The following is an 18525-nucleotide window of genomic DNA, read 5'->3' on the forward strand; positions in this document are numbered from 1 at the left end:
ACGCCTGGCGGTTCGCGCAGCCCGGCCCCGCGGCGGGCGCTGCGGTCGGGGTCGCCGCGGGAGCGGGGGCCGCCGCGGGGCCGGGCTGCGCGAACCGCCAGGCGTCGTGGATGCTTACCTCGGCGCGCTCGCGGTCGAGCCGCACCTCGCGGCGCCAGGACTCGAGCTCGGCGACGTCGTACGCGCCAGCGAGCTCAAGCTCGAGCGAGGGGGTCTCACCGGTCGTCACCTCGATGACCGACGCCGCGTACTCCGGCCCCGTGGGCTGGCCGCGCCCGGCGACGAACGGCACGTTGTGCCATTCGCTCTGCATCGGCCACAGCTCGTAGCGGCGCTCGCTGAAGGTGCGGGCGTCGTAGCTCGGGCGACCGGCGTCGACGATGACGGGCACCCCGTCGGAGGCGACGAGGAAGCTGCCGACGTCGTTGTGGTTGTGGTGCTCGTTGTTGTGCCCGCCCTTGACTGCGACAGACAACCCAGAGGACGAGCTGTCGCGCTCGCGGGCGACGAGCATCTGGGTGGAGGGGAGCCAGGTGGCGGCTGGGGCCGGGGGAGCGGATGCCCTCGCCTGCAGCCAGGCCGCATCCGTCATGCCGCGCAGCACTCGGCCGAGCCCCTCGGCTTCGACGACCGCTGGTGTCTCTGGACGCCGATGGGAGGCGGCGAAGCGCTGCGCGTCGAGGTCGCCGGCGCGCACCGCGGCCCGGTGGAGGGAGTGCCAGGGCTGGTCGGCGCTCGGCTTCGCCTGTCCGTCGGCGGCGTTCACGAACCAGCCGGCGCCCAGGTGCATGCGATGGGGGAAGGCCACGGTCTCGCGCAGGGCCCGGATGCTCGGCACGGCATCGAGCCTGCCGCCGGTCGCGTGGGTGAGCAGGTCGAGGGCCTCGAGCAGGCGGCAGGCGCCGTTCCACCAGTAGGCGTAGCCCTCGTCGATGGCGCCGTCTTCGGGGAGCACGTCGACGTACCGGTCGAGTCCCTCGATGACGAGCGCGAGGATGCGTGCGCGCTCGTCGGCCTCGCTCGGGTCGTCGAGGAGGCGCAGCGCGGCGACGAGCACGTTGCCGTGGATCCAGGGGTTCCAGTTGTGGGCGTCGCCGTCGAGGCCGAGCCAGTGCCAGTCGCGGCGGCGCGTGAACGGCTCGAAGACCCGCACGCGCGCTTCGTGGCGGATGCGGGCTCGCACGCCGGGGTAGCGGGCGTCGAGCTGGTCGCCAAGCAGCTGGTCGACCCAGGCCAGCTGGCCGACGACCTCGCCTGCTCCGAGGTCGAGGTAGGGGTCCGTGACGGTGGCGAGGACCGAGCCGTGGCGCTGGAGCGAGTCGTCGTGGGCGGGCCAGCACCAGGAGCTCTGCTCGCAGAGCAGGATGATGCCGTCGACGACGTCACCGAGCATCGCCGGGTCGGCGGTGGCGGCCACGGCGACGCGGGTGAGGCGCTCCTGCCGCGCGAAGGCTGGTGTCTCCCAGGCGAGGCGGTCGCCGTCTCCGTGGTAGCGGGCGGCGTCGCTGGCGAGCGGTTGCGGCCAGGCTGTGCCGCGCTCGGCGTGGGCGCGCGCGCTCATCGCTGCGAGCGTCGCGGGGTCGGGTTCGCCGGGTTGCCAGGCGGATGCGGGCACTACGGGCAGGGCGTCGGTCGGGGTGGCGAGCAACGAGCGGAGGGCGGCTGGGAGATCGACGTCGCCTCGAAGTCCGAGCTGCGCCGAGAAGGCGCGCGTCAGGGGAGCGCGAAGCGTCGGCCTAGGCGTGGTGTCTGTCATCGTTGACCTCTTTCACAAATCGATCGTAAACGATCATGCACGATCATAACCGCATTGTTGTGATCGAGAATGATTGCTACGCTCGGAAATGTCACCACCCCCGAGGAGACGGTTCACCCTCCCTCGGACGGCAATTCAAAGGAGAATCCGTGTCCACTGCATTCACGCCCGCGTCGCCCGCCACCGCGGCGCAGTCAGCGTCGCAGTCGGCATGGACCCGCGGCGACTGGACCGGCTACGCCGACCGCCTCCTCGCCGGCGCAATGGCCTGGGCCTCGTCGGGCAAGGCGCGCATCACCCCTCCGGGCGCCGAGGGCGGCTACGGGCACGACATCGACGGCCTCGAGGGCTTCGCACGCACCTTCCTCCTCGCAGGATTCCGCATCGCCGGGGAGCGCGGACAGGGCGTCGACGGGCTCATCTCCTTCTTCTCCGAGGGCATCCGAACCGGCGTCGACCCTGAGGCGGCCGACCGCTGGGTGCGGCTCGAGGAGCACCCGCAGGCCAAGGTCGAGGCGGCGTCGCTCGCCCTCATCCTCGACCTCACCCGTCCCTGGATCTGGGATTCGCTCGACGAGCTCACGCAGCAGCGTGTCATCGACTACTTCGCTCCCGCCGTCGGCGACGACACCTACCCGCGCACCAACTGGCTCTGGTTCCGCCTCGTGGTCCAGACGTTCCTCCGCTCCGTCGGCGGCCCATGGTCGCCAGAGGACGTCAGGGCGGACCTCGCGCTGCACGACTCGTTCGTGCGTGCCGACGGGTGGCTGTCCGACGGGGAAGAGCGCTCCTACGACCACTACGTCGGCTGGGCGCTGCACATCTACCCGGTGCTCTGGGCCCGGATGCGCGGCGCCGACGAGCTCGCAGGTGACCGCCTCGAGGGCGACGTCGCCGCGCTCGACCGCTTCCTGCAGGACGCCGTGCACCTCATCGGCGGCGACGGCTCGCCCCTCCTCCAGGGCCGCAGCCTCATCTACCGCTTTGCGGCAGCCGCTCCCTTCTGGGTCGGCGCACTCGCCGGGGTGCCCTCGGTCTCGCTCGGCGCTCTCCGCCACGCGGCTGAGAAGGTCGTCTCGCACTTCGCCGAGCGGGGCGTGCCGGATGAGCGCGGCCTCCTCACGATGGGCTGGCACGGTGAATGGCGGCAGCTCGCGCAGGCCTACTCCGGGCCAGCCTCACCGTACTGGGCCTCCAAGGGACTCCTGGGTGTGCTGCTTCCCGCCGACCACCCCGTCTGGGCCGCCGAGGCCGAGCCACTCCCGGTTGAGCAGGGCGACTTCGTGCGCACGATCGCGGCCCCCGGCTGGGTGGTCACCGGCACGAGCCGCGACGGCATCGTTCGCATCGCCAACCACGGCACCGACCACGCGAAGCCGAACACGCTGGTCGGCGACTCGCCCCTCTACGCCCGCCTCGCCTACTCGAGCGCAACGAGCCCGCTGCTCGACGACCTCGCCTGGCACGAGCCCCTCGAGCAGTCGGTGGCGCTCGTCGACGGAACCGGCACGGCCACCCACCGCGCCGCGATGGAGCTCATCACCACGAGCGAGGACGGCACCGCCGGAGTCGCCGCATCCACCTGGCTCGCCCACACGCTGCAGCCCGCGCTGAAGCAGCAGCGTCACGGTTCGGGACTCGACGGCGACGCGACCGTCATCGCGCGGCTCACGGTCGTCTCCGTCGTCCGCGGCACCGAGGAAGTGCGCCTCGCCCGGGTCACCGACACCGAGGCAGGGGTCGACGCGGCCGACTGGCAGCTCCGCTGGGGCGGCTGGCCCGTCACGAGCCGACAGGACGCGCAGGTCACGAGCGCGCTCCGCGGACTGACGGCAGGCACAACGGCCCGGACCGTGACGAGGGCGGATGCGAGCCCGCTCGGCGCATCCACCCGGGTCCCGATCCTCGACGCCCCCGTCGAACCGGACACCTGGGTCGCCGCGCACCTCACCCTCGCGGGCGCAGACCACACCCCCAGCAGCACCACCGGCGTCGAGCTCACCGAAGAGCGAGCCGCCATCACCTGGTCAGACGGAGCCCACAGCGCCGTCGACCTCACCAACTACCGCCTCTCGTAGCCCGGGCGTCGGTTCTCAGAGATTCGAAGCGGATCTCGTTCATTGCAGCAAAGGAGCAGCACCATGAAGAAGCGCACCATGATCGCCACTGCGGGCCTCGCCGCCGCCGCACTGGCCCTCACCGGATGCAGCGGCGGCGGGAGCGTCGACCCAGACGGCCCCATCACGCTGTCGGTGTCGGGCTGGAGCGTCGCATCCACCCCCGAGTTCCAGCTGCTCGCAGACGGCTTCACGGAGAAGTACCCCGACGTGACCGTCGAGGTCGTCGACTACGACCCTGCCGAGTACAACACCCTCATCACCGCCGACCTCGCGGCGGGCTCCGGGCCGGACATCATCACCCAGAAGGAGATCAAGTTCGTCACGACCTTCCAGGAGGGCGGACAGCTCCTCGACGTCTCCGACGTCGCGCTCCCCGAAGGCATCAGCGGTGCCGAGTCGTACAACATCGACGGCACGACGTGGGCGGTGCCCTACCGCCAGGACTCGTGGGTGCTCTACTACAACAAGGCCCTCTTCGACGAGGCAGGCGTCGCCTACCCCGACGGCAGCTGGACCTGGGATGACTACGTCGAGAACGCCGACCTCCTGACCACGAACCTCGCCAGTGCAGGTTCGACCGCCAAGGGCGCTCACCAGCACAGCTGGCAGTCGACCGTGCAGGGCTTCGCCAACGCGCAGGCCGGCGGCGACATCTTCAGCGGCGAGTACGACTACTTCGCGCCCTACTACGACAAGTCGCTCAAGCTCCAGGACGACGGCGCGCAGGCCTCCTTCAACACGGTCACGGCCAACAAGCTCACCTACCAGGGCGAATTCGGCAAGCAGAACGCCGCGATGATCCCCATGGGCTCGTGGTTCGTCGCGACCCTCATCTCGCAGCAGGCCTCCGGCGAAGCCGACGACTTCGAGTGGGGCATCGCACCCGTCCCGCAGATGGACGCATCCACCACGGGCATGGACAACACCCCCGTCACATTCGGCGACCCGGCAGGGTTCGGCATCAACGCCAACATCGACGAGGGCAAGACGCAGGCCGCCAAGGACTTCCTCGCCTACGCCGCGAGCGAAGAGGCGGCAACCAAGCTCGCTGGCATCGGCATCACGCCGGCGCTGCTGAGCGACCCCGTCGTCGAGGCGTACTTCGCCGTCGAGGGCGCCCCGCAGGACGAGCTCTCCGCGTTCGCCGTGCAGACGCACGAGACGCTCCCCGAGAGCCCGACCAACTCGAAGACCGCAGCCGTCCAGAACATCCTGAACGACATGCACTCCTCGATCCTCTCCGGTTCCAAGTCGGTGCAGGACTCCATCGCTGAAGCCGAAGGCCGCGTGGCCAACGAAGTCGGCCTCGACTAACCCCCTTGCCGTCGGTCGGCCGGTGCTCTCTCACCGGCCGACCGGCACCCTCTCTCCAGGAGAATCATGACCACCACCACGGAACCGACGCCGCCGTCGGCAGCCCCGCCGGAGTTGACAGCCGAGGCGCGCAAGCAGCGCAACCGCCTGCGACGGAAGACCACCCTCGTCGGGTGGAGCTTCATCCTGCCGAACTTCATCGGGTTCGCGACGCTGACGCTCGTGCCCGTCATCGTGATGTTCTACATGTCTCTCACGAACTGGAACATCTTCGGCACGTCCACGTTCATCGGCTTCGACAACTTCACCCGACTCTTCAACGACGGCAGCTTCCAGGTCGCCTTCGGCAACACCATCTACTACTCGGTGCTGCACATCCCGCTCACGATCGTCGTGTCGCTGAGCCTCGCCCTGCTGCTCAACAACAAGCTCCGCGGCGTCGCGTTCTTCCGCACCGCCGCGTTCTTCCCCTACATCACGTCGATCGTCGCGATCGCGCTCGTCTGGAACCTGCTCTTCAGCCCCGACTTCGGCCCCATCAACGAGGGCCTGCGCCTCATCGGCATCGACAACCCGCCAGGCTGGCTCACCTCCACGGAGTGGGCGATGCCTGCGGTGGTCATCATCAGCACGTGGCGCGACATGGGCTACTACATGGTGCTCTTCCTCGCGGCCCTCCAGACGGTGCCGCCCGAGCTGCACGAGGCCGCCCGAGTCGACGGCGCCAACGCCTGGCAGCGCTTCTGGAACGTGACCCTCCCATGCCTGCGCCCGACCATGTTCTTCGTCACCGTCATGCTGACGATCAACTCCTTCAAGATCTTCGACCTCATCCTCGTGCTCACCGAGGGCGGGCCGGGACAGTCCACGACTGTCATCTCACAGTTCATCTACCGCAAGGGCTTCGAGGAGAACGAGTTCGGATACGCGTCAGCGGCATCCGTCGTGCTGTTCTTCCTCTGCATCGTCGTCACGATCATCCAGTTCCTGTGGAACAAGCGGAAGGACAGCTGATGTCCCAGACCATGGCAGTCGTCCTCCCGGAAGAGGACTCACGTCGCCTCCTCATCGACCCGCCCGCGCACCCCGCGGCAGCAGGCAAGAAGAAGAAGGCCGGGCTCGCGAAGGCGCTGCTCTACATCGCGCTGATCATCGCTGCGGCAGCCATGCTCACGCCGTTCTTCTGGATGATCATGAGCTCCCTCAAGGACGCGAACGCGGTCTTCTCGGTGCCGGTCAGATGGATTCCCGAGGTCTTCGTCTGGCAGAACTACGTCGACATCTGGACCAAGTCGGACATCATGACCTGGATCGGCAACACGCTGTTCCTCTCGGTCACCGTCACGGCGCTGCAGGTGCTCACCGGCTCGTTCGCCGCCTACGGCTTCTCGCGAGTCAAGTTCCCCGGCCGCGATGCGCTGTTCCTGCTCTACGTCGGAACGATCGCCGTGCCGTGGCAGTCGTACATGATCCCGCAGTTCATCATGCTCTCGAACGCGAACCTCTCGAACACCCTCTGGGCGATCATCCTGCTGCAGGCCTTCGGCGCCTTCGGCGTGTTCCTCATGAAGCAGTTCTACGAGTCCATCCCCATGGAGCTCTCCGAGGCAGCACGCCTCGACGGCCTCAGCGAGTACGGCATCTGGCGCCGCATCATGCTGCCGCTCTCGATTCCCGCCATCGCCAGCCTCTCGCTGCTCACCTTCGTGAACACGTGGAACGACTACCTCGGACCGCTCATCTACCTGCGCGACCCGAGCCTCTGGACCATGCAGCTCGGTCTGAAGAACTTCGTCTCCAGCCTGTACGACGTCGACTACGGCGTGCTCTTCGCGGGGCTCACGATCTCGGTCATCCCGATCGCCATCGTCTTCCTCCTCGGCCAGCGGTACTTCGTCGAAGGCGTCGCCACGAGCGGACTGAAGGGCTGATCATGAAGCGCATCCCGCACAGCATCTACTCGACGGCGTTCAACGTCGCGTACCTCGCCCTCGGCGTGAACGCCATGCTCGCCATCATGAGCCTGCCGTTCCTCGTGCTGCTCGTGACGACGGACCCATCGCTGTCGTGGCCGCTGCTCGCGGCGAGCGCGGCACTCACGGGCCCGGGCATCGCCGGTGCATTCGCGACCTTCCGCGCGCATGCCGAGGGCGACAGCGACGTGATCCGCGCGTTCCTCCGCGGGGTGCGCCGCACCTGGAAGCGTGCACTCGTGATCTCGGCGGTCACCTCCGCCGTCGTCACGGTCGCGCTCGTGGACGTGTTCGTCCTCGTTCCCACCGGCATCGGCGTCCTCCTCGTCCCGTTGCTGGCCGTCGTCGCGATCCTGACGCTCGCGACCGCAGCCGTGTCGCTCGTCGCCATCACGCAGGCCGACGACACGCGCCTGCTCGTGCTGGTGCGCGCATCCCTCTTCCTCGCCGTGCGCCGTTGGCCGATGACCTTCGCGTCCTTCGCGATCGTCGCCGTCCAGGCCGCGGTGCTCACCGCCGCCCCGGCCATCGCCATCGGGCTCTCCGCCGCCGCCTGCCTCTACGTCGTCTGGGCTGGCGGCCGCTACACCCTGCAGCAGACCCCGGCACACGCCGCGGCCTGACGGACACCACGAACTCACTCGAAGGAATCCCCATGACTTTCGCGCCCGCATCCACGACCGTGGAGAACGCGCTGGCGGCGGCCACCGAAACCGTCCGACGCAACATCGCCGCGTTCGGTGCCGCCTACCCTGACGACACGACCGCCGACGGCCGCTACCCGCTCCGACCAGCAACCGAGGCCTTCGCCGAGGGAGCCAACCGCGGCTGGACCACGAGCTTCTGGCCTGGCATGATGTGGCTCGCCGGCGATGCCACCGGCGACGCGGCCTTCCACGAAGCCGCCCTCGCGCACGCCGCCGACTTCGAACGTCGCCTCTACGGCGACGAGGACCTCGAGACCCACGACCTCGGATTCCTCTACTCGCTCTCGGTCGTCACCGCGTGGAAGCAGACGGGCGACGAGCGCTGGCGCACCGCCGGGATCAAGGCGGGGGAGCGGCTCATGACGCGCTTCCTCGAGCCTGCCGGGATTCTCCAGGCCTGGGGTGACCTCAGCGACCCAGCGCAGCGCGGCCGTGCCATCATCGACAGCCTCATGAACATGCCGCTGCTCACGTGGGTCGGCGAGCAGACGGGCGACCCACGGTACGCGGATGCGGTCCGACGCCACACGGAGCAGCTGCGCACGCAGATCTTCCGCGCTGACGACTCCACGTTCCACACGTTCTACTGGGACGCGGAGACCGGCGAGCCCCTGCGCGGTGGCACCGAACAGGGCGCGTTCGACGAGTCGTGCTGGGCGCGCGGGGAAGCCTGGGGCATCTACGGCTTCGCGCTCAACTCGCAGGCAGTCGGCGACCCGAGGCAGCTCGATGCTGCCTGGAGGTGCGCCGACTACTACCTCGCGCACCTGCCGAGCGACGGCATCCCCTACTGGGATCTCGTCTACACCGAGGGCAGCGACGCTCCCCGCGACAGCTCGGCCGCCGCGATCGCCGCCTGCGGGTTCTTCGAGCTCGCCGCGGTCGAGCCCGACCCCGAGCGGTCGGCGCACGCACGCAAGGCCGCGTTCGCGCAGCTCGACGCGCTCATCGCCGAGGCTGCGCCGCGGCCGGCCGAGTCCTCTGACGCGCTCCTCCTGCACGGCGTGTACGACATGCCGAAGCTCGTGGGCGTCGACGAGGGAACACTCTGGGGCGACTACTTCTTCCTGGAGGCGCTGACGCGCGCGTCGCGCCCCGACTGGCAACGGTACTGGTGAGCGGGGGAGCAGGCGCATGAGAATCGTCACCTGGGATCGTGCCGGGCAGAGCGTGCCCGCGGCCCTCGTCGAGTCGCCGGAGGGCGATCGGCTCATCGACCTCTCCGGTCTCGTCGCATCGACCCTCGAGCTGCTCTCCGACGAGCAGCAGCTCGCGGATGCGCGGGCCGCGGTCGAGTCGACCGTCGTCAGCGGCCTGCCGCTGCGCGACGGGGAGCGACTGCTCGCGCCTGTGACGCCGCGCGTGCTGCTCTGCGTCGGCTACAACTACCGCGGCCACGTGGTCGCGGGTGGGGAGGGGCAGCCCGACCCCGAGCGCCCTGACGTGTTCGTGAAGACCGCGAACACGCTGCTCGGACCAGACGACGCCGTGATTCTGCCCCCGCAGAGCAGCGATGTCGACTACGAGGGCGAGATCGGTCTGGTCATCGGACGGACGGCGCACGCCGTATCCGCCGAGGACGCGCTCGCGCACGTCGCCGGCTACACCCTCGTCAACGACGTCTCGGCCCGCGACTGGCAGAACCGCACCAGCCAGTGGACGCTCGGGAAGTGCTTCGACGGCTTCGCGCCGCTCGGGCCCGCCATCGTGACGGCGGACGAGATCGACGACCCCGCGGACCTGCTCGTCGAGGTCATCCGGGACGGCGAGACGACCGTGTCGCAGAGCACCTCGACGCTCATCTTCCCGTTCGCGGAGCTCGTGTCCTACATCTCGCAGTCCATAACGCTCCAGCCGGGTGACGTCATCGCGACGGGCACCCCGCAGAAGCTGCCGGATGCACTCCGCGACCACCGTGCCGTCGCCGACGGCGACTCGGTGCGCATCCGCGTCGAGGGGATCGGCGAGCTCACGACGGTGTTCGCGAGCTAGAGCGTCTCGGCGGCGAGGGAGATCACGCGAAGGTCCCGGCCGCGAGACTCACGCCGCCGATGACGGCGCTCAGGGCGGCCAGCGCGGCCAGGATCACGCCGAGCGCCGTCAAGCTGCGCTTCGTCGAGTCCTCCCGTCGAGCTGCGAACGCCGCGGCCACGATCATGAGGGCGAAGAGGGCAACGCTGCAGGCGAGGAGTGCTGACCCGACGAGCTGCAGGACCGTGTCTGGCTGGTGGATCACGCAGCGACCGTCGCCAGGCCCACGCAGGCAGACGCCGTGAGGTCAGCACGGCGCGGAGTGTGCGACGTGGCGTGGGGCGTGGTGGGGGACACCGGCACTCCTTTGTGGATCGTCGATCAAGCCTAGGCGCGGCCCTGTTCTCGAGAGTAAGGATCTCGAGGTGAAAGGCGAGGTGAAATCGGCGGGGATGCACACAGAACCGAGGTCTGCCGTGGAGCATGATGACTCCATGCGCGTCCCTCCAGCAGCCCTGCTCCTCGTCGTCAGCGTGCTCGCTCTGAGCGGATGCGCGCAGGGCGGGGTGGTGGAATACACCGGGTCGTACGTGCCCCTCCCTCCCACGAGCGGCACCTTCGACTACCAGCTCGGCGAGCCGTACGAGATCGACGGCGGCCTCGACATCGTCGCCCGGGACTCCACTGCCGCACCCGACTCCGGGGCGTACAGCATCTGCTACGTGAACGGCTTCCAGACGCAGCCGGGGGAGTCAGCCGCCTGGCTCGAGGAGCGAAGCGGGCTGCTGCTGCACGACGACGCCGGTCAGCCGGCCATCGACCCGGACTGGCCCGACGAGTACATCCTCGACCCGTCGACGGCCGAGCAGCGCGACGGCATCCTCGCCGTGATGGCCCCGATCATCACAGGCTGCGCCGAGTCGGGCTTCGACGCCGTCGAGATCGACAACCTCGACACGTTCACGCGCTTCGACGCCTCCACGAGCGGTGGGGGAGCTGGTATCGACGAGAGCGGGGCCCTCGAGCTCGCTGCGGCGTACGTCGACGCCGCCCACACCGCTGGCCTCGCGATCGGGCAGAAGAACGCGGCAGAGCTCGCCGACCGCGGCCGAGCAGAGCTGGGCTTCGACTTCGCCGTCGCGGAGGAGTGCGGCGCGTACGGGGAATGCGACGCGTACTCGAGCGCCTACGGCGATCTCGTCCTGCAGATCGAATACACCGATGCTCTCGCGGGATCACCCGAGGAGGTCTGCGCAGACGACAGCCGTGCTCCGCTCACGGTCATCCGTGACCGAGATCTCGTGGCCCCGGATGTGCCGGACTACTTCCGGATGCAGTGCTGAGTCCTCAGCTGTGCCCGGAGTCCACTCGCGGTTGAGGGAAACCCTCAGACCAGGGCGGACCCCGACGCGTTCTCGGAAGCGTCCTCAGGCGCGTCCTCAGAGGCGCCCTCAGGCGCTTTCTCGGGGCTGTCCTCCGAGGGCGCCTGTGCGGCAGTAGCCCCATCCTGAGCCTCGGCCTGCCCTGAGTCCTCTGCGCTTGCCCTGCGGAACATCCGGAGGTTCCGGAATCCGCTGTAGGCGGCCGCGGCTTTGAGGTCCTGCACGGTCGGGTCGCCTGTGCCGAGGAAATCCTCCGCGAGAGCGAGCCTGGTCTCGCGCAGCAGCCGCGCCGGCGTCGTGCCGGTCTCCCGGAACACCCTGTGGAGGTGCGACTGCGAGATGCCGAGCTGCTGGCCGAGATCGACGACTGAGAAATTCGCGTCGTGCGCCTGCTCCGCGATCAGCCGGTGCGCGCGCATCAGCAGGGTCTTCGAGGGGCCCGCCACGGTGCTCTCGCGAATCGAGGAGCGCAGCACGGCGATCACCAGGTTCTCGATCGCGGTCCGCCAGGGGTGGAATCCAGGGTTGTCCTCGTCGATCGTCCCGTCGAGGGATGCCATCGCCGCGCTGGTCAGGACCTTGCGCAGGTGCGCGTTCGGTGTGCGTGGCCCGGTGTAGCTGAGGTCGGTCCCGAGCACCGCCTTGATCTTCGACCTCCGGATCCCGAACAGCAGTCGAGTCGAGGCGTCTGTGGACTCGATGCGCATCGGCTCCGCCGACTCGTGGACATAGAACGGCGACGGCACGGAGCCCTCGGACTCGTTCTGACCGTTCAGCCTTGTCGTGCCACGCATCGCGAAGCTCAGGAAGACCAGTCCGTTGTCTTCCTGAGGGCGCGGTTTGATCTGGACCACCATGGGGGTCACCCAGATGCGGCCGATGACGATCGTGGGGCTCGTGGCAAGGTCGGCGAAGATCTTCACTTCGCCGTCTGCTGAAACGACCTGCAGGCCTCGTGACTGGAGCCAGTCGACGGCCCTCTCTCCACGAAGTGCGATATCGAGCTCCGAGATCACGCCTGTCATCCCCTTTCCGACTCACATCACGGCGGGCTTCGGTGGAACGGGGAGAACCCCTGCTGTGACCGCGGAAGGATCTGCGGATTGTACGAAGCTGTATCGAGTCTCACTCTTTGCCGCATCACCGGAAAATACGTCGCACTTTTCGGCGGGAGATGCCATGTTCTGGCGATTGTCGTGGCCTTCTGTCGAGGCTTCGCGACGGAGACGTGCTTCACTCCAGAGCATGTGCCTCGGACATGTTGGCGTTCGCAGACTCGGGCGGATTCGGGGATGCGCGGACATGGAGACGCGAAACGCCCCGCGCATCCAGTCGGATGCGCGGGGCGAAGGGTGGAGCGGTCTGACTATCTCCCGGTGGGCTGGTACTCGCTGACGGTGTCTGTCACGAGGTGCTCCTTGAGCGCCCCGATGCTGACGGTGTCGAGGAAGACGACCGACTGGTCGCCGACCATGCCAGTGCCGTTGGTCGGCAGGGTGAAGCTGCGGACGTCGCTCCCGCGGATGTCCCGCATCGAGAGGCCGAGGTTGAGCATGGTCTGCAGGTCGAAGGTGCTGTCCACCGCGACGTAGGGGGAGAACTGCGTGATGATCTCCTGCACCTTGCCCGGGTTCGTCAGGGTCTCCGCCGTGAGCATCTTGTCGAGCACCGCCTTGACCCAGGCCTGCTGGTTCCGCACACGCTGGTAGTCGCCGTCGGTGAAGGCGTAGCGCTCGCGCACGAAGGCGAGCGCCTCCTCTCCGGTCAGCGTGATGGGCCCCGCCTCGAAGGTCTTGCCCTTCATGTGCGAGGAGTTGAACGCGACGTCGTTGTTGATGGTGACGCCCCCGAGTGCATCCGTGATGCCGGCGAAGCCATCGAAGTCGACGACGCCGACGTGGTCGATGCGGAGTCCGAGCAGGCCCTCGACCGTCTGGACGACGAGCGGCACACCACCGAAGGACAGCGCGGCGTTGATCTTCGCCTCCCCGTGGCCGGGAATCGCGAGCCAGCTGTCGCGCATGATCGAGATGACCTGCACGTCGCTGCGATCGGCGGGGATGTGCACGAGCATCATCGTGTCGCTGCGGCTGCCGAGGTCGGTCATGATCGACGTGCTCCCGCTCACGCGCGAGTCGCTGCCCAGCAGGAGGATGTTCATCGGCGAGCCAGCCTCGGTGACGACCTGCTCCGGGCGTCCCTCGTAGTCTTCAGGGAGGGCGTTGTCGATCTTCTCGATGCCGTCGAAGGCCTGGTTCACATTCCACCAGATGATGCCGGCGCCGGCCACCGCCACGATGAGGACGCCGACCAGCGTCCACAGCAGGATCTTCGGCCCGCGACGCTTCTTCTTGCCGTCCTCGCGGGCCCCGCGACGCGTACCGCTCGAGCCGTTGTCGGCCTCGTGCTCGAAGAGATCTGTGAGGGCGTCGTCGTCGCTTCGTGGGCGCGACGAAGCCTGTCCTGGGGTCTGCTCCATGCAGGCGAGTATGACACGGCGCAAGTTTCGAGCACGAGTCGACCCGAGCAGAGTCCTTCTTCCATGAATTCGGATACGAATGCACAGCAAATGTGTTTCGGGCAGGAAAACACGCCAGAGATGCGCAAAAAATACCTGGGTGACCCTTTCGTTATGCGGGAACGTTGAGATAGTCTCAGCTGGCACCCAGGATCTCTACGATGAGCCCACAGGCCCATACAGAGCGCGGCCAGTGGCCGCGGAGACCCGAAGCGCATACCCGGTACCGACGCGGTTTGCGCACCAAGAAGTACTCATCTCTTATTGGAGCACACGTGACGCCACCCACCTCAGGGCCCGCTACCTCGCAGATCCCAGTCGTGACCGCGACTGACGATTCGCGAGACAGCGACATGGTGCCCTCGGTCGAACCGCACTTCGCGCAGACCTCCGCCGATCCGAGCACTCGCGTCCAGCGCAACATCAAGCGCCGCGCCAACTGGCGCCAGGGCTACGCGCAGCTCCTCGTCGTGACCGACCTCGCCGTTCTGGCGGTTGTCATGATGGGCGCACAGCTCGTCTGGCTCGGCGGCGGCAACGCGGCCGTCCCTTCCGGCGGCAGCGGCTTCATCAGCACCGAGGTGTCCTACTGGCTCGTCTCCGCCGTCATCGTCGTCGGCTGGGGCTGGATGCTCTCCCTCTTCGATACTCGCGACTACCGCATCCTCGGTTCGGGGTTCGAGGAGTACCGGGGCATCTTCAACGCCTCGCTCATGCTCGCGGGAATCGTCTCGATCTTCGCGTACCTCTCGGCCTTCGAGCTGGCCCGCGGCTACGTGCTCATCGCGTTCCCGGTCGGCACCGTCGCACTCCTCCTCTCACGCTGGATCGGTCGCAAGTGGCTCGTCCGCCAGCGCAAGGGCGGAAACCTGCAGGCACGTGTGCTGCTCGTCGGCTCGCGCTACTCGGTGCTCGACCTCAACCGCGACCTCTCGCGTCGTGAGGCCGCCGGCTACAACGTCGTCGGGGCGTGCCTCATCGACGGGAAGAGCGGCGAGCTCGACCCAAACTCTCCCGACTTCCTGCCGGGTACGGATGTCCCCATCGGCGGCAACCCGGAGGACCTGGCGGGGTCGCTCGACGCCATCGGCGCCGACACCGTCGTCATCGCGGGCAACGACGTCACGTCGACGCAGTGGCTGCGCGAGGTCGGCTGGGACCTCGACCCTGACCGCCACTTCCTCATCGTCGCGCCCGGCCTGCTCGACGTGGGCGGCCCGCGCATCGTCACGCGCCCGGTCGCCGGCCTGCCGCTGCTGCACGTCGACTCCCCGAAGTTCACCCGCATGGGGCTCCTCCTCAAGCGCGCGTTCGACATCCTCGTCTCCGGCCTCCTCATCCTCGTCCTCTCGCCACTCCTGGTCGGAACGGCGATCGCCGTGGCCGTCACCTCGCCCGGCGGTGTGTTCTTCAAGCAGGAACGCGTCGGCTACAGCGGTGGTCGGTTCACGATGTGGAAGTTCCGCAGCATGCGAGCTGACGCCGAAGAGGTGCTCAAGAAGCTCCAGAGCGAGCGCCGAGACGCGGGCAACGACATCCTCTTCAAGATGAAGGACGACCCTCGCATCACGAAGGTCGGCAAGTTCATCCGCCGCTATTCGATCGACGAGCTCCCGCAGCTGTTCAACGTCTTCGGTGGCTCCATGTCGCTCGTCGGTCCCCGGCCGCCGCTGGACCGTGAGGTCAGGCAGTACGAGGACCACGTGCACCGTCGCTTCATGGTGAAGCCGGGCATCACGGGCCTCTGGCAGGTGAGCGGTCGCTCCAACCTGACGTGGGAGGAGACGGTGCGCCTCGACCTCTACTACGTCGAGAACTGGTCCATGGCCGGCGACTTCGTCATCCTCTTCCGCACTGCTCGCGCAGTCGTCGCCAGCGAGGGCGCCTACTAGCACGAAGCACGAACATGAAGCAGCGGCGACCCACCCGGTGGGTCGCCGTTGCTTGTTTGCGTGCGCCGGTCTGTTGCGTGCGGCGGATCTCGGCCGAACAGTAGGCTGGCGGGATGGAACAGGCGATTGGCGATCAGCGCCGTGAGAGCGAGCAGCTCTTCGAAGCCGTGATCGCCCCCGTGTCTGCGCTTGCGTTCGTCCGCGACGATGAGAGCGGAGACCTGACCGTGCTGTCGTTCGTCGACACGAGCTGCCGGCCGGTCCTGCTGAGCGGGACCGCGGCGGTCATCTGGGGCGAGCTCGACGGCGTCCGCCCGCTGAAGCTCATCGTTCGCGAGCTCGCTGCCGACTACGGCCTCGAGGAGCAGGTCATCGGTGAGCAGGTGCTCGACTTCGTCGCGCAGCTGCTGGACGCCCGACTGCTGCAGATCCTGGACTCTGCCACCTCCGCGTAGCAGCTGCGACGCACGGTGTCTGCGCGGGGGTGGACGGCGCCCCTAGCGCTCGTCGAACGCCTTCAGGTCGCGCTTGGCCTGCACGAGACCGTGCAGCCCTCGACTCGCACGCTTCCACCAGGCCCTCACGATGCTGATCGTGCCGTTGCGCAGTTCGGGGTCGATGGCCTCGAGATCCGCGCGTGAGGGGAAGAACGCGCGGGCCGCGATGCCCGGCTTCTCGAGGAGTGGAGCCCGCTGCAGCTTGAGCATCCAGCCCGTCATCGCATGCTCCGCCTTCGCGTTGAGGCGCCACAGGCGCAGCGCCTCGCTTGCGTTCGAGTTCGGGACGAACGGGACATCGTGTCCGAGGTCGGTGAGGAAGCGGCGCGCGGTCTGCGTTGAATCCGTTCCCACCGCGTCCTGCAGGATCTGCTCCGTGAGGGACGCGGTCGAGCGCGCGTCCGAGACGAACTCGGTTTCGGCGTCGTCCATCTTCTTCAAGGTGCTGACGAGCTCGCAGTACTCGGTCATCTGACGCGAATCCGCTGCGACCTGGCCCTCCTCGCGGAGGGAGTGCAGGGCGAGGACGAGGGCGCTGCTCGCTCGATCGGGGGTGTCGATGGGGTGGCCGGCCACGGTGACCTGGATGCGATGCAGCCACAGGCGTTCGAAGGCCTCCTGCGGGCTGCCCAGGAAGCCAGGCCAGTAGTGATGCACGTCGATGTCGTTGGGCCAGGACTCGTGGATGAGGGTGCGGGAGTGCTGCTCGAGCAGCTTCGGGAAGTCGGGCCATGGGCGAGGGTTCCACCCGTACGCCTTGAGTGCTTCGATGAGGTCCTTCGAGCGGTCGGGCTCGACGATGATGTCGACATCTGTCGAGTACCGGCGAGTGCGCAGTCCGAGATCGGCTGCGATCGGCCCCTTGATGACGAGCATGCGGATGCCCCGCTCGCGGGCGACATGCTGCGCGAGCGCCGTAGACAGCGCGACTCCATCGCCCACTGAGAAGGCGATGGTCGCGGCGTCCGGAGACGCGGCTGCTGCGGTCACTGAGGTCCTTAGATCTGCGTCGCGAGCCGAGAGTACTCGCAAGAGCGAGCATATCGAGGTCTGCGAGTGTGTGGGCGTGCACTTCCGAGGCGTCGGACGGTGCATCCGAGCATCCTCGAAGCCGGCCTCGGACCCTCCCCTGAGGGTGAGAGCTCGAAGCCTGGGGAGGGGGAGCGCTCCCCAGGTCCGTCTGAGGCCCTGTGTGCTTGGTACAGTTGCCAGCATGACGAGAAAACTGCGCCTGAATCCCCTTGGCGTAGACGTAGAACTTCGCCTCGATGAGAGCATCTCGGCGGACTTCGAGGCGGACCTGCGGGAGTCCTGGGCCGACGTGACGGGCGACCCCGGGGAGGGTGAGCCTGACGAATCACATCGTCTTGGGCTCTCTCCCTTCAGCGAACCGGATGCGACCGACATCGTGGGTGCTTCCGCAGCCGCTCTGGCGTCGCAGATCTCGACCATGGTGACCCTCGACGCGATCGAGCACAACGGCGGTCGTCTCGTGATGATCCATGCGGCGGGCATCGCACTCGACGACGGTCGAGTCATCGCGTTCGTCGGTCCATCGGGTCGCGGCAAGACGACGCTCGCGAAGACGGTCGGTCGGGAGTTCGGCTACGTCACCGACGAGACTCTCGCCGTCGACTTCGACGGCAATGTCCTGCCCTACCGCAAGCCGCTCTCGGTCATCGTCGACTCGGCTCGGCCCAAAGAGCAGCTCTCTCCCGCGAAGCTCGGGCTCCGGCCCCTCCCGCAGGCGCCGCTGAAACTCGCCGCGATCGTGCTCCTGCACCGCGTCGAAGAGCACGAGCTCGCCGACGGCCCGCAGCTCTCGCCCGTCGCAACCGGCAGTGCGATCGCCTCGATGGTCCCTGAGCTCAGCTACCTGCCCGCTTTGCCTGATCCGCTGGTGCAGCTTGCGGAGCTCATCGACGCCACCGACGGCGTGCGGCGGGTCACGTACTCCGAGGCGTCGCAGGTCGCCGCGCTTGTCCCCGAGATCCTTGCCGCTCACGGCGACGTCCAACCGTGGACATCGGGGCACAGCGTCGCAGACGCGACAACTCCCTCGGCGACCGTCCGGGAGGACTCCTACCGACGTGCTGCCGGTGTCCACTGGCTGCTGTTCGCGAACGAGGCGGTCACGCTCGAGTCGCGCATGGTCAGGCAGCTGGCCGGAATCGCGCCTGGCCTCTGGGAGCTCCTGGACGAGTGGACGACCCTCACGCACCTCACGGCAGCCCTCATCGAGCAATACGGTGAGGTCCCTGACGCCCGTCACCTGGTGCAGGTGGCCCTCGAGGGTCTGGTCGAGGCGAACCTCGTCGAACGCGTTCAGGCCGCAGTCGTCGGCAACACGGCGGGTCTGTGAGCGACGGCGACCTCGCGAGCGCCCCTGCCCGAA

General features: G+C 68.0%; 16 protein-coding genes. 11 read left to right on the plus strand and 5 right to left on the minus strand.

The window, feature by feature from the left end; translation table 11 throughout:
• Window positions 1-1756: heparinase II/III family protein (locus C5E10_RS03030; protein WP_104330388.1), on the minus strand; the 1756-nt coding region annotated here is incomplete at its 3' end.
• A gap of 149 nt (window positions 1757-1905) precedes the next feature.
• On the opposite strand from C5E10_RS03030, the gene C5E10_RS03035 reads away from it, so the two are divergent.
• The 7 genes from C5E10_RS03035 to C5E10_RS03065 all read left to right on the plus strand — a co-directional run bounded on the left by C5E10_RS03035 (window position 1906) and on the right by C5E10_RS03065 (window position 9862).
• Entirely contained in the window at window positions 1906-3834 is a 1929-nt protein-coding gene (locus tag C5E10_RS03035) for a DUF2264 domain-containing protein (RefSeq protein ID WP_258070978.1), read from the plus strand.
• A 63-nt stretch (window positions 3835-3897) separates the two neighbouring features.
• Window positions 3898-5190 (plus strand): ABC transporter substrate-binding protein, encoded by a 1293-nt coding sequence (locus tag C5E10_RS03040; protein ID WP_104330390.1) that lies wholly within the window; start codon window positions 3898-3900, stop codon window positions 5188-5190.
• Window positions 5191-5256: 66 nt separating this feature from the next.
• Window positions 5257-6204 (plus strand): carbohydrate ABC transporter permease, encoded by a 948-nt coding sequence (locus tag C5E10_RS03045; protein WP_104330391.1) that lies wholly within the window; start codon window positions 5257-5259, stop codon window positions 6202-6204.
• On the plus strand, window positions 6204-7121 hold the full coding sequence (locus C5E10_RS03050) for a carbohydrate ABC transporter permease (RefSeq protein ID WP_228496633.1): 918 nt from the start codon (window positions 6204-6206) through the stop codon (window positions 7119-7121). The genes C5E10_RS03045 and C5E10_RS03050 overlap by 1 nt, the downstream gene beginning before the upstream one ends.
• Before the next feature lie 2 nt (window positions 7122-7123).
• Window positions 7124-7786: a ferredoxin-NADPH reductase gene (locus tag C5E10_RS03055; protein WP_104330392.1), complete on the plus strand. Its 663-nt coding sequence runs from the start codon at window positions 7124-7126 to the stop codon at window positions 7784-7786.
• A gap of 32 nt (window positions 7787-7818) precedes the next feature.
• Window positions 7819-8988 (plus strand): glycoside hydrolase family 88 protein, encoded by a 1170-nt coding sequence (locus C5E10_RS03060; protein WP_104330393.1) that lies wholly within the window; start codon window positions 7819-7821, stop codon window positions 8986-8988.
• 16 nt (window positions 8989-9004) lie between these two features.
• Entirely contained in the window at window positions 9005-9862 is an 858-nt protein-coding gene (locus tag C5E10_RS03065) for a fumarylacetoacetate hydrolase family protein (protein WP_104330394.1), read from the plus strand.
• 22 nt (window positions 9863-9884) lie between these two features.
• Here C5E10_RS03065 and C5E10_RS03070 read toward each other — a convergent pair whose 3' ends face one another.
• On the minus strand, window positions 9885-10106 hold the full coding sequence (locus tag C5E10_RS03070; protein WP_104330395.1) for a hypothetical protein: 222 nt from the start codon (window positions 10104-10106) through the stop codon (window positions 9885-9887).
• Window positions 10107-10335: 229 nt separating this feature from the next.
• Here C5E10_RS03070 and C5E10_RS03075 point away from each other — a divergent pair, with 229 nt between their 5' ends.
• Window positions 10336-11184, plus strand: coding sequence for an endo alpha-1,4 polygalactosaminidase (locus tag C5E10_RS03075; RefSeq protein WP_104330427.1), 849 nt, complete (start codon window positions 10336-10338; stop codon window positions 11182-11184).
• Between the two features lie 44 nt (window positions 11185-11228).
• On the opposite strand, the gene C5E10_RS03080 is transcribed toward C5E10_RS03075, so the two are convergent.
• Window positions 11229-12248, minus strand: a complete 1020-nt coding sequence (locus C5E10_RS03080; RefSeq protein ID WP_104330396.1) for an AraC family transcriptional regulator — start codon at window positions 12246-12248, stop codon at window positions 11229-11231.
• 341 nt (window positions 12249-12589) lie between these two features.
• Window positions 12590-13702 (minus strand): LCP family protein, encoded by a 1113-nt coding sequence (locus C5E10_RS03085; protein ID WP_104330397.1) that lies wholly within the window; start codon window positions 13700-13702, stop codon window positions 12590-12592.
• Between the two features lie 359 nt (window positions 13703-14061).
• Between C5E10_RS03085 and C5E10_RS03090 the strand changes: the two genes are divergently transcribed.
• Both C5E10_RS03090 and C5E10_RS03095 read left to right on the plus strand, forming a co-directional pair.
• Window positions 14062-15633, plus strand: coding sequence for a sugar transferase (locus C5E10_RS03090; RefSeq protein WP_258070979.1), 1572 nt, complete (start codon window positions 14062-14064; stop codon window positions 15631-15633).
• 113 nt (window positions 15634-15746) lie between these two features.
• The gene (locus tag C5E10_RS03095; protein ID WP_104330399.1) at window positions 15747-16088 is read left to right on the plus strand and encodes a PqqD family protein; all 342 of its coding nucleotides are present in this window, start codon (window positions 15747-15749) and stop codon (window positions 16086-16088) included.
• A gap of 42 nt (window positions 16089-16130) precedes the next feature.
• Here C5E10_RS03095 and C5E10_RS19020 read toward each other — a convergent pair whose 3' ends face one another.
• Window positions 16131-17120: a nucleotidyltransferase family protein gene (locus C5E10_RS19020; RefSeq protein WP_181062610.1), complete on the minus strand. Its 990-nt coding sequence runs from the start codon at window positions 17118-17120 to the stop codon at window positions 16131-16133.
• Between the two features lie 223 nt (window positions 17121-17343).
• On the opposite strand from C5E10_RS19020, the gene C5E10_RS03105 reads away from it, so the two are divergent.
• On the plus strand, window positions 17344-18492 hold the full coding sequence (locus C5E10_RS03105; protein WP_181062611.1) for a hypothetical protein: 1149 nt from the start codon (window positions 17344-17346) through the stop codon (window positions 18490-18492).
• The last annotated feature ends 33 nt before the right edge of the window (window positions 18493-18525 follow it).

Source organism: Pseudoclavibacter sp. RFBG4 (assembly GCF_002931515.1).
GTDB lineage: Bacteria > Actinomycetota > Actinomycetes > Actinomycetales > Microbacteriaceae > Pseudoclavibacter.

What these genes read in the sequence shown, in the direction of transcription:
- C5E10_RS03060 (WP_104330393.1), top strand. Translation starts at nt 7,819, where the DNA reads ATGACTTTCGCGCCCGCATCCACGACCGTGGAGAACGCGCTGGCGGCG.
- C5E10_RS03080 (WP_104330396.1), bottom strand. Translation starts at nt 12,248, where the DNA reads ATGACAGGCGTGATCTCGGAGCTCGATATCGCACTTCGTGGAGAGAGG.
- C5E10_RS03075 (WP_104330427.1), top strand. Translation starts at nt 10,336, where the DNA reads ATGCGCGTCCCTCCAGCAGCCCTGCTCCTCGTCGTCAGCGTGCTCGCT.
- C5E10_RS03085 (WP_104330397.1), bottom strand. Translation starts at nt 13,702, where the DNA reads ATGGAGCAGACCCCAGGACAGGCTTCGTCGCGCCCACGAAGCGACGAC.
- C5E10_RS03055 (WP_104330392.1), top strand. Translation starts at nt 7,124, where the DNA reads ATGAAGCGCATCCCGCACAGCATCTACTCGACGGCGTTCAACGTCGCG.
- C5E10_RS03105 (WP_181062611.1), top strand. Translation starts at nt 17,344, where the DNA reads ATGACGAGAAAACTGCGCCTGAATCCCCTTGGCGTAGACGTAGAACTT.
- C5E10_RS03095 (WP_104330399.1), top strand. Translation starts at nt 15,747, where the DNA reads ATGGAACAGGCGATTGGCGATCAGCGCCGTGAGAGCGAGCAGCTCTTC.
- C5E10_RS03040 (WP_104330390.1), top strand. Translation starts at nt 3,898, where the DNA reads ATGAAGAAGCGCACCATGATCGCCACTGCGGGCCTCGCCGCCGCCGCA.
- C5E10_RS03065 (WP_104330394.1), top strand. Translation starts at nt 9,005, where the DNA reads ATGAGAATCGTCACCTGGGATCGTGCCGGGCAGAGCGTGCCCGCGGCC.
- C5E10_RS03045 (WP_104330391.1), top strand. Translation starts at nt 5,257, where the DNA reads ATGACCACCACCACGGAACCGACGCCGCCGTCGGCAGCCCCGCCGGAG.
- C5E10_RS03050 (WP_228496633.1), top strand. Translation starts at nt 6,204, where the DNA reads ATGTCCCAGACCATGGCAGTCGTCCTCCCGGAAGAGGACTCACGTCGC.